Source organism: Streptomyces sp. NPDC055099 (genome assembly GCF_053607685.1).
Genome location: NZ_JBSGUA010000048.1, coordinates 1 through 9503, shown reverse-complemented (window position 1 = coordinate 9503; position 9503 = coordinate 1). Strand labels below are relative to the sequence as shown.

The following is a 9503-nucleotide window of genomic DNA, read 5'->3' as shown; positions in this document are numbered from 1 at the left end:
TACGAGCAGGTCATCCAGCTGGAGCAGGACCGCCTCATCTACCAGGCCCGCCTCCAGGCCCGCTTCGGCCGCTCCTGGCGCCGCAAGGCCCCCGTGGAGTCCCTGATGCCCCTGCGCCTCGCGCGGTTCGGCGTACCGCTCGCGGAGGCGGGGCCCGCGGGGCTCGCGGCCGCGGGCATCGACACCTCGGGACGGCCGCACGCGGCGCAGGAGGCGGCCGCTGCCGAAATGCAGCGGCTGGACGCGCAACAGAGCCCGGCCCCGGACGCGGGGGAGGAGCGCATCCGGCTCGGCCCACCGCAGGAGCATCCGCTCCTCCCCGCCGTAGACGAGCCGGAGGCAACCGTCACGGCCTTGAGGGAGGAGGACGGCTCCTACTCCGAGACCTACTTCTGGGCATACCTCGGGTGCGTGGCGCAGATCGGCACGTATCCCACAGCCCACCAGTTCGCCGCCTACCTGATGGATGCGCACGGGATCACACAACCCACCGGTGCCCCGCTCACGGACAAACAGCTGCGCCCCATGACCCTCGCGTTCGAGCAGCGCGACGCCGGCCGCTCCCTGCCGTCGGGCGGTGCGGCGCAAGCCCCAGACGATCAAGGTGATCACGCGGATGAGCGGGCGCAGTTCTATTGTGATGCCGCCCGCCAGTACGCCGCCGAGAACGGGAAGCTCTCCGACGTGGCGGCCTACGCCTCCTTCCTCGCCGAGCGCTTTGGCCTCGCCGCAGGAGACGAGGCCCTCGATGAGAAACTGCTGGCCGCGCATCTCGGCGCCGTCGCGGCTGAAGCCTCCACCGGCATGGAGGAGCAGCCGGATCCTGCGGCGGAGTCGACCACGGACACGTGCACGGCAGAACAGGACGACCGCCGGGCGCCGGTCCCCGAGCAGCAGGTGCGCTCACGGCGCGTCAACGCGCCGCTTCCCGATGGCGAGGACGAGACGGAACCACGCGCGTCAGCTGGTCCGGCCGCCGCACAGCTCACGACCGTGGACCGCTACTACCTGGCCTGGCGCGATTACCAGACCACCCACGGAACGGAGCCCTCGGACAAGGAGCTGTCGGTCTTCTTGGCCGACTGCGGAGTAACGGGCCGCAACGGATGTCCGGTCGACCCCAGCACGCTGCGCCGCTACCTGCCGCAGTTCCGCATCTATGTCGTCTGGGACGCCGAACGGCAGCACAGCGAACAGCCGCAGATCGTGGACGTAGTGGAGCGCCTTGCGCACCAGGGTGTACGGAAGCGTCACATCAAGGACCCCGCGAAGGCAGCCTGGCGGGAGCACGAAGTCCAGGCGGTGATCCAACAGGCCGACTTCGAGCGGCGCTACCAGGCGGTCATCGTCCACAACGCCAGCCTCGCGTCCTGAAACGCCTCCGTGAAGTCCGCCTCGTCAAGTACCGCGCGTACCGCGGCCGTCACCCGGTCCACGTCACCGCGTTCCCCTGCCGGCAGCGGTGTGCCCGCCGAGGAGCGGGCCGCGGCCGCCGCGCCGAGCAGCCGCGCGGCCCGCCCGGCGTTCCCCGAAGGCCGCGCCCAAGCTGTGGACCGTCCCTGCCACCACCCGTGCCACGCAGGTGGTGCCGGATCCGGCGGGGTCCTTCACGACCGGCGTCTTCGCCACGCCCGAGGCGATCAGAACCCACGACCTGGCGGACGCCGGCACGGAACTGCTGGTGAAGCTGGACCCTGCCGACCGCGACGCGGCCGAGCGAGTCCGCAACACCGCCGCGCGGATCGACCCCTTGCTCGAGGTCCAAGAGAACGTACAGACCGAACAGGCACCGGAGTTCACGAACATCAAGCGCGGCCTGTTCATCGGTGCGACCGTCACGCTGCTGCTGATCGGCGCGAGCATGCTCGTGATCATGCTGGACCAGCTCCGTGAGCGGAGGAAGCTGCTCGCGGTGCTCGTCGCCTTCGGCACCCAACGCTCAACGCTCGGCCTGTCGGTGCTGTGGCAGACCGCGCTGCCGGTGCTGCTCGGCCTGGCCCTGGCCGTCGTCGGCGGCCTGGGTCTCGGCTCGATGCTGCTGAAGATGGCGGGCCTGCCGCTCGCGGTGGCCTGGGGCGGCATTGCGGGGATGGCCGGGGTCGGTGGCGGAGTCGTCCTGCTGGTCACGCTGCTGAGCCTGCCGGCGATGTGGCGCATGATGCGTCCCGACGGCCTGCGCGACGAGTGAGACGAATGACCGGATGCTCGAACGCTCGCTCGCGCCACGGGGCCCGCGCCGCGTGACCGGTGGCCGGACCGGTTGCCGGTCATCCGCGTCGGCGCCGGGTCGTGGCCCCGGTTCCAGCCTTGGTCGCAGTCCTGGCCCCGGCCGCAGTCACGGCGCTCATCGCAGTCGCGGCCGCGGTCAGGGCTGTGGTCGCAGTCGCGGTCCCCTCCCTGTCTACGGTTGCCCCTGCGGGCTCTTGTGGTTGAGGAGTTGGTGAATGAGCTGCTCGGTCTCGATCTCCATCGGGAGACCGAGTGAGCGGTTGACCTGGTCCAGGCGGGAGATCGCGACGGTGAGGCCGCTGCGGTTCCCGGCGGCCGCTTCAATTTGAAACCACGTGCGATACAAAATTTCGGCAGCCTCGTCGACTTCCAGGCCGATGGAGATGGCCTGTCGGGCCAGGGTCAGGTTGTGGTGCGGGCCTGGGGCCAGGCGGTGCGTGGCGATGGTGTGCGCGACGTGCACGATGCGCATCGCCATCTCCTGCTGTAAGGGTTCGCTCCAGGGCAGGGGCTGTGCTCCGAAGGGGCGGCCGCGAACCTGGTGCAGGGCTTTCTCCAACTGGGTGAGCCCGGCGGGACCTTTTGGGAGTGCTGCTTCGACGGCGTGCTGGAAGCCGTGCCAGTCGCAGCAGATTGTCTCGGAGAGTGTGTAAGGGTCGGACTTCACGGAGCGGCGCGGTACGTAGGGGTTGCCGTCGGGGTCTTGGCCGAGGCTGCGGCGTAGTCCGCCCAGGCGTGCGTTGAGGGTGTCGGTGGACCAGGGGTGGGCCGGGTCCATGTCGGCACACAAGCTGTCGGCGCTGCGTCCGGGTTTCAGGTGCAGCAGCGCGGCCAGTTGCGCCTCGCGGGTCCCATGCGGGGAAGCGGTGACACCTGAGATGGTGACGGGTCCCAGAACCTGGATGACGGGAACATCTGGTGCAGCGTGGGGGGCAGGAGGGCGCGGTGCGATGCCAGGATCAGCCCCCGGGGTGCCGGCCCTTTCCGGAGCAGGGGCTGTCTTTGACCCGGGGAGGAGGGAGCCTGTCAGGGTTTCGGCTTCATGGCGGGTTTCGGGTGCGGCCGAGGCTTCCGCTTCCTGAAGCGCAGTTGGAGGGCGTGGGAGGTGGACGTCGGCGGGGGACGGGGACGCTGCCAGCAGAGCGGGGAAGATCCCCAGTTCCTCGCCGACCGTGGCGCTTGGTGCGCGGTCGCTGTGAGCGGTGCTCTCACCGGCGGGGGCACGGTGGGTCGGTCCAGGGAGGTGGGTGGCGGTGTCGGGTGCCGGGTGCCTCTGCCGGGCGGCGGCCGCGGCGTGGGCGGCGTGGGTGGTCTGGGTTTCGGCGGGCACGTGCTGCCAGGCGCCGGCAGCGGCATGAGTGTCCTGGCCGGAGACGGCCAGCGCAGCGGTGATCTCATCGATGGCTTGGCGTTGGAGGCGTTGCAGGGTGATGTCGGTGCCCAGGATGTCGATGCGCTGCGGTTCGCTGTTGGCCGCGTCGATCACCTCGCTCTGCTCGAAAAGCAGGTTGGCGGACGATGCCGGTGTGATGAGCGCCGCCTGCATGACGCCGGAGGCCCTGTCGAGGGTTTCGGCGATCTGCCACGCACTGTCTGCGGTCAGCGGGGACGCACACAGGATGAGGTAGGGGGCGCGCGCTTGCTCCGCCTCCTGGTGTGCCTCCAGGAGCCGCTCGGCGAAGTCCCGTGCAGCGTGGGCGCTTTCGCGCATGTACGCGATCCGGGAGGTCGGCAGGAGTTGGTCCAGCCCCTTCCCGAAGCCGACGAGCACGACCTCCACGTCTGTGCCCCAGGGGCTCATGCCCAGCTCCAGCGCCATGGCGGTCAGGACCTCCTCGAGGGGCTCCTGCTCGCCTTCCAGGAGGATTACGCCAGCGTGCGGAAGGTTCAGCAGCACCAGGTGACCCGCCTCGTTTGCGCCGATCGTGACCAGCCCCGGATAGGGGGCGTCCACCTGCTGAGCATGCTGCTCATCCAGCAGTTCGGTGGCGTGGTCACACACCCACCAGCCGCCCTTACTCGTGGTGAACGGAGGGGCGGGGGCGGCCTGGAGGTCCTCGGGCAGGATCTGGACGCTGCGGTCGTCGATGCGCGCGCCGCGCAGCGCGGGCGGCGCCTGGCCGTCGCGGGAGGCCTGGTAGGCCAGTGTGCGCAGGGCCCGGTCCAGCCGCAACGGGCCCGCAGGCTCGGCGGCCTGCGCCATCTGCGCTTCGGTGGGGGAGACTTCCTCTGGCATGGCGATGCGTTCGCCGGGTTTGGCCCTGCGGCGTTGCAGGATGCGTCGGATGGCCAGGGCCAGTGTCACCGCGGCCGCCAGCGATGCCAGCACCCCAACCGTACGCGCGCTCAGTAGGTTGGAGGGTTCGCTGGCATCGGACGGTGCCGGGGCCGGGCTGTCGACTGCAGGGGGCGAGGGGGAGTGAGGCCTGCCCGATGATGTGTCACGCTCAGACGGTGGCGTCGACGGCTTGTCTGTGCCCGGCTCTGTGGCCGGTGGGGGAGTGGGGCGGGCTGGTGCGGTGGGCTTGCCCGCGCCGCCCTCAGAGCTGCTTCCTCCCGTCCTGCCGCCGTCCTTCTCCTCGTCCTGGCGCTGCTCGTCCGTATTGTCATCGGAGGGGTCGTCGCCCTCGCGCCCCTGGCCCTCCGGCCGTTGCTGGTCGCGCGGTGCCTTGGACTCATGGGTTGCTGGGATGGTGATCTGCTGTCCGGGGTAGATCAGGTCGGGGTCGGACAGGCGGGGAGTACCGTCGGGCTGGTCGGTATTCTTGCTCGCCGCATACAGCTGCGGCCACTGTGCGGCGTTCCCGGTCTCCTTCTGGGCGATGCTGGAGAGTGACTCGCCTGGCCGGACGGTGTGCGTGCGCTCTTTGCCCGGCGCGCGATCCTGGGCGGTGCTGATCGGCTGTTCGCCGGCGGCGTGTTGGATCTGCGGGTCAGGAACGGCCGATGTGCTGGCACCGGGTAGCGCCTGCGGGATGCGGGCATTGGCGGGCAGTTGTATGGCCGTTCCAGCGGGCAAAAGCGCGGTATCGGGCAGGTGCGGGTTCAAGTGCCTGATCTCCTGGGCGCGGGTACCGGAGCCGAGATACTCCACCGCCAGGTCCCATACCGTTTCGCCGGTCTCACTGACCACATGCACCGGCCCCGTGCCCGCAGTCCGCGCGGGGGGAGGCGCAGGGTCGGTGGTGTCGGCATCCTGGTCGGCGTCGGCGCCGTGGGTGGCGGGTTGGAGGGGTGCGGTGGCGGCGATTGCAGGTGTCGGCGCGGCGATCGCGGTGCCGGCGGGCAGCACCAATAGCCCGCCCAGAAGGAGCCCGGCCAGTCGCTGCGGGGCCCTGAGCGCACGATGCCGTCGGGAGGGGCGGCGCCGCACCAGGCGGGGGAGTTCGGTGAGTACTCCCAGCGTGAACCAGGCCCACAACGTCCACGCCATCACGGTCAGCAGGGTGAACAACACGCCGCCGTCGTCGGGGGACATCAGCGCGTCGGTGAGGTCGGCGCCGCTGGGCACACGGCCGGGCAGGGTGCCGGCGGCGACCAGTACCCAGGGCACCCCCACCATCAGCAGGGTGAGGGCGGCGAGGCTGAGCGCGGCGCGCGCCAGGCGTACCGCGAGAGGCGGGTGGCCGTGGGAGGGGTGGGGCATCGTTAGGCTCCGGGGTCGCTGCGTTCGAGCGTGACGTCGGCGTGCGCGGTGATGTGCAGGCTGGAGTAGCCGAACCCGCCCAGCAGCAGCGTCTGATAGGTGTCCTGCACGGTGATGGTGATGCGCTGCCCGTCCTGGGCCACCGTCACCGTGCCCTGGACTCCGGCATCGGCCAGGAAGGCCCGCGCAATGGCGGCGGCCTGGTGTGGGTCGGCGCGCGTTCCCTCACCGAGGATGGCGTCGGGCCCGTTGATCTCCTGCCCGGCGCTGCGGGCCGCCTCCGCGGCGATGTCCTCAGCATCGGCGGATGCCATCAGCAATCGCCCGCCGTCGACGAGCAGCGCCAACAGGCCGATCGCGACGAGGGCGAAGCCGAGGAAGTACAGGGTCACCGAACCCCGATCCCTGTCCATCCGGTGGCGCGGGCGCAGCGTGCGGGACACGCGCTCTGGTCGGCTCACGGGCCCTCCCCCGCGCCGGTGCGCTCGACGTAGCGGTCCACGGCGCTGTGCCGGGTCGCCGTGAGCGTTGTGGTTCCTGGCAGGCCGGGAACTGCCAGCTGGGCGAGCGGGATCGTGCAGTTCACGCGGACGGTGACGGTGCCCCGCTGCCCGGGAGCCGTGGGGAAGCTGCTGGTGTCGATGACGATGTCCGACCTCGCGCAGGTGCGCTGCGCCTGTCCCAGGGATCTCAACGCGGCCTGGCGGCCGCGGGCTTGCGCCGTGTCGGGGTCGTGCGATGCGCTGGCTGCGCGGGCGGCGGCCGCGGCTGCGTTCGCGGCGGTGCTGTCGCCCAGTCCGGCCAGCCCGAATGCGGCAATGATGCCCAGAATCGGCACCAGCACGGTCAGGCACAGGATGGCTTCCAGCGTGTAGGAGCCCCGGTCGCCGCTGAGCTGGGCGGCACGGGCCGTGATGCAGCCGCGCACCCGGCGGGCCGGGCGGGGCCGTCGCGGGCTGGCAAGAATCTTGTTCGCCGTCACGGGTTCTTCTCCACGGTGTCCTCGGCGCTGCGTTCGATGTGCAGATCCCATGGCAGGAAGTTCATGACCCGGCCGGTCACGGTCACCCGCACCCGCTCGCCCGTGGAGCCCGCGGTGCTGACCTGCGCCTGCTGCACCACGCCGACCTGGCCGAGCCAGGACTGGGCACGCTGCGCCCCGGTTGCGGGGGAGGATTCAAATGCGGCGCCGGTTTGGGCACCCTTACGGGCCGCGGTGTGGGCGGCGGTGCTGGCCAGGAAGAACACCCCCACCTGCAGGACGAGCAGGGAGACGAACAGCAGGAGGGGCGCGATGATCAGGAACTCCAGGGTGGCGATCCCGCGGTCACGCTGCCCGGAGCGTGCGGCCTGGATCCGGTGTCGCCACCACCGTTCGATGGCCCCACTCATGCGCCGACGGCGGCCTTGAACCGGTCGATCAGGGTGGTGGAGGTGTCCTTGAAGACGGTGCCGAACGCGACGGCCACACCCAGCACGACCGCCCCCAGGATCAGTTTTTCCAGGGTCTCCATCCCCGCGTCCCGCCGGTGGCCGGACATGTTCTCCACGCGCGTCAGCCACGCGGTGTGCAGCCGCACGGCGGTCCGGTCGAGCACGTTTAATTTCATGATCTGTGTCCCCTCGTCTGTTCCCCGCATCTACGCGCGAGGTGGTTGGTCGTCAGATGTGGGTCAGGGCGCTGAACGCCGGGTAGGCGAACATCACCAGCACGACGGTGAACAGGACCGTGCCGGGCACCACCAGGCGCTCGGAGGCCGCGTTCGCCTCCGCCTCCCGGTCGGTCAGCAGTCGCTGGCGCAGCAACAAGCCCTGGGTGGCCAGCGTCTTTTGGATGGAGGCGCCCGCCCCGGCCAGCGAGAACGACTCGGCGGGCGCGGCCAGTTCAGGAATGTCGAGCTGTTCTCCGAGCTGCCCCAGCGCCTCCCACTGCGGGATGCCGGCCAGTTCGGCGCGCTTGAGGGCAGCGCTGATCCGGGTGAGGATCCAGTGATCGCCGACCTCGGCGGTGCGTTGCACCGCTGCTTCGGGGCCTACGTTGGCGCCCCGCTCCAGCTGGGCGCGCTCCAGGAAGGAGGCGATGGCGTAGCGGACTTCCAGGCGCGCCGCCTTCGCCTGGCGGCGCACCGAGGCATCCGCGTCGAACCAGATGAACGCCGCGAAGGCGAGCGACGCCAGCAAGGGCGGGGCCCACGCCAACCCCAGGAGCAGGCCGCCGGCTTGCACCATGAGCAGAGCCAGCAGCGAGCCGACGACCTTTGTTCCGACGTGATGGGCCACCGATTTGTTCAGCAGTTCAAGGTCGGTGCGCGGCACGGTCAGCCGGTGCCCGTGGGAGGCCAGGATCTGCTCCCCGGCCCGCTCCCACACCGACCCGTCCTGCCGGTGCCGTCGCCCGCCGGGGGAGGGAGTGCGGGGGGTGTGGGTGAGGTTCGGGGCGGTGTTCTCCAGCCGGTCCAGGACCGCGTCCATGTCCGGTCGGGAGGGCAGGAGTTCACGTACCAGCACAAACAGTCCGCCGCCCACCATCGCGCCGCACGCCAGTGCTCCAGGGTCGATCACAGCAGGGCTCCCTTCACCTTCTGCTTCCTTTCCCTCGCCGCCACGCCCCCGGCACCGGGCGCGCCCGGGCCGTGGACTGCGGCGGAGGGCAGCGCGGCCAGCAGGCGCGGCGCGGGCCGTGACTGGGCGAGCTTGCGCATCCCCATCAGCGCGCCGGCGAACAGTGCCCCGAGCACCAGCATCACCAGCTGGCCCGAGCTGGTGCGGTAGATCTCGCCCCAGGAGGGGTTGGTGAGGATGTAGGCGGCGATGGCCAGGGAGATGAGGGACACCCAGCGGGTTCCGGTGCGGACCTGGGCGCGCTTGGCGTCCAGGCTGCGCAGCGAGATCGCCTCCTGCTCGGTGAGGCCGGCCATGGACTGCAGGGCCCGGCTCAAACCGGGGCCGTGGTCCTGGGCGTGGGTGAGGAAGAGCATCACCGCGTTGTCCACGGCCCCATCGGCGAACGCATCAGCGAACTGCCGGTAGGCGATCGACGGGTTGGCGCCCACCCGCAGCCGGGCGGCCAGCAGCCGCACCTGCGGACGGATCACCTGAGGGGCCCGGGTCGCCGAAGCAGTGATCGCGCTGTCGAGGGTGCCGCCGGCCTCGTGCACACCGGCCAGCTGCTGCATCCACTCGGCCAGCGCCTCCAGGCGCACGATCTGCCGGCTGCTGGTGCCGGCCGGATTCCAGATCCACGGAATCCCCAACACCGCCAGACCTGCCAGCAGCCCATGCACGGGCCGGGTCCAGATCAGCCAGGCGCCGAGGGTGGCCAGCGCGGCCACGACGACGATGAAGCGGTAGCGGCGGGCCCAGGCGTCGGGGAGCGCAGCCTGCGCGGCTTGCCACCGCACGACCCAGCGCGCGGGCGGCCGGCCTGCTGCCACGGGCACCGGGGTGGCGCCGCGCACGCCCACGAGCACACCGCCCACGATCAGCGCGCCGCACAGCGCGGCGAGCAGACTCCACTGGTCACTGCTCACGCGGCCCTACCTTCTTTCGCACGGCCCAATCGTTCGCGACGATGGGGTCGCGCGAGCGGGGTGGGGATGGATTTCATGCTGGCTGCCGTCCATGGCTC

General features: G+C 70.9%; 8 protein-coding genes and 1 pseudogene. 2 read left to right on the top strand and 7 right to left on the bottom strand.

Going from position 1 to position 9503, the window contains the following annotated elements; all coding sequences use genetic code 11:
• Positions 1–1374: pseudogene (locus ACWFRU_RS41990) on the top strand (hypothetical protein); the annotation flags it as partial.
• A gap of 211 nt (positions 1375–1585) precedes the next feature.
• A complete protein-coding gene (locus ACWFRU_RS41985; protein WP_453694101.1) occupies positions 1586–2188 on the top strand; it encodes an FtsX-like permease family protein in 603 nt (200 codons plus the stop codon).
• 213 nt (positions 2189–2401) lie between these two features.
• On the opposite strand, the gene ACWFRU_RS41980 is transcribed toward ACWFRU_RS41985, so the two are convergent.
• The 7 genes from ACWFRU_RS41980 to ACWFRU_RS41950 form a co-directional block, all read right to left on the bottom strand.
• Positions 2402–5791, bottom strand: coding sequence for a LysM peptidoglycan-binding domain-containing protein (locus ACWFRU_RS41980; protein ID WP_453694099.1), 3390 nt, complete (start codon positions 5789–5791; stop codon positions 2402–2404).
• A gap of 86 nt (positions 5792–5877) precedes the next feature.
• Positions 5878–6336 carry a pilus assembly protein TadG-related protein gene (locus tag ACWFRU_RS41975; protein ID WP_453694097.1) on the bottom strand — a complete coding sequence of 153 codons (459 nt, stop codon included), beginning with the start codon at positions 6334–6336 and terminating at the stop codon, positions 5878–5880.
• On the bottom strand, positions 6333–6857 hold the full coding sequence (locus ACWFRU_RS41970; protein ID WP_453694095.1) for a hypothetical protein: 525 nt from the start codon (positions 6855–6857) through the stop codon (positions 6333–6335). Before ACWFRU_RS41970 ends, ACWFRU_RS41975 begins: the two co-directional genes overlap by 4 nt.
• Positions 6854–7267 (bottom strand): TadE/TadG family type IV pilus assembly protein, encoded by a 414-nt coding sequence (locus ACWFRU_RS41965; RefSeq protein WP_453694093.1) that lies wholly within the window; start codon positions 7265–7267, stop codon positions 6854–6856. Before ACWFRU_RS41965 ends, ACWFRU_RS41970 begins: the two co-directional genes overlap by 4 nt.
• The gene (locus tag ACWFRU_RS41960) at positions 7264–7485 is read right to left on the bottom strand and encodes a hypothetical protein (protein WP_453694091.1); all 222 of its coding nucleotides are present in this window, start codon (positions 7483–7485) and stop codon (positions 7264–7266) included. The genes ACWFRU_RS41965 and ACWFRU_RS41960 overlap by 4 nt, the downstream gene beginning before the upstream one ends.
• Before the next feature lie 52 nt (positions 7486–7537).
• A complete protein-coding gene (locus tag ACWFRU_RS41955) occupies positions 7538–8437 on the bottom strand; it encodes a hypothetical protein (protein WP_453694089.1) in 900 nt (299 codons plus the stop codon).
• Entirely contained in the window at positions 8434–9405 is a 972-nt protein-coding gene (locus tag ACWFRU_RS41950; RefSeq protein ID WP_453694087.1) for a type II secretion system F family protein, read from the bottom strand. Before ACWFRU_RS41950 ends, ACWFRU_RS41955 begins: the two co-directional genes overlap by 4 nt.
• Positions 9406–9503 lie beyond the last annotated feature (98 nt).

Excerpts from the sequence above, each read along its gene's own strand:
- ACWFRU_RS41980 (WP_453694099.1), bottom strand. The coding sequence starts at position 5,791 with ATGGTGGGGGTGCCCTGGGTACTGGTCGCCGCCGGCACCCTGCCCGGC.
- ACWFRU_RS41965 (WP_453694093.1), bottom strand. The coding sequence starts at position 7,267 with ATGAGTGGGGCCATCGAACGGTGGTGGCGACACCGGATCCAGGCCGCA.
- ACWFRU_RS41960 (WP_453694091.1), bottom strand. The coding sequence starts at position 7,485 with ATGAAATTAAACGTGCTCGACCGGACCGCCGTGCGGCTGCACACCGCG.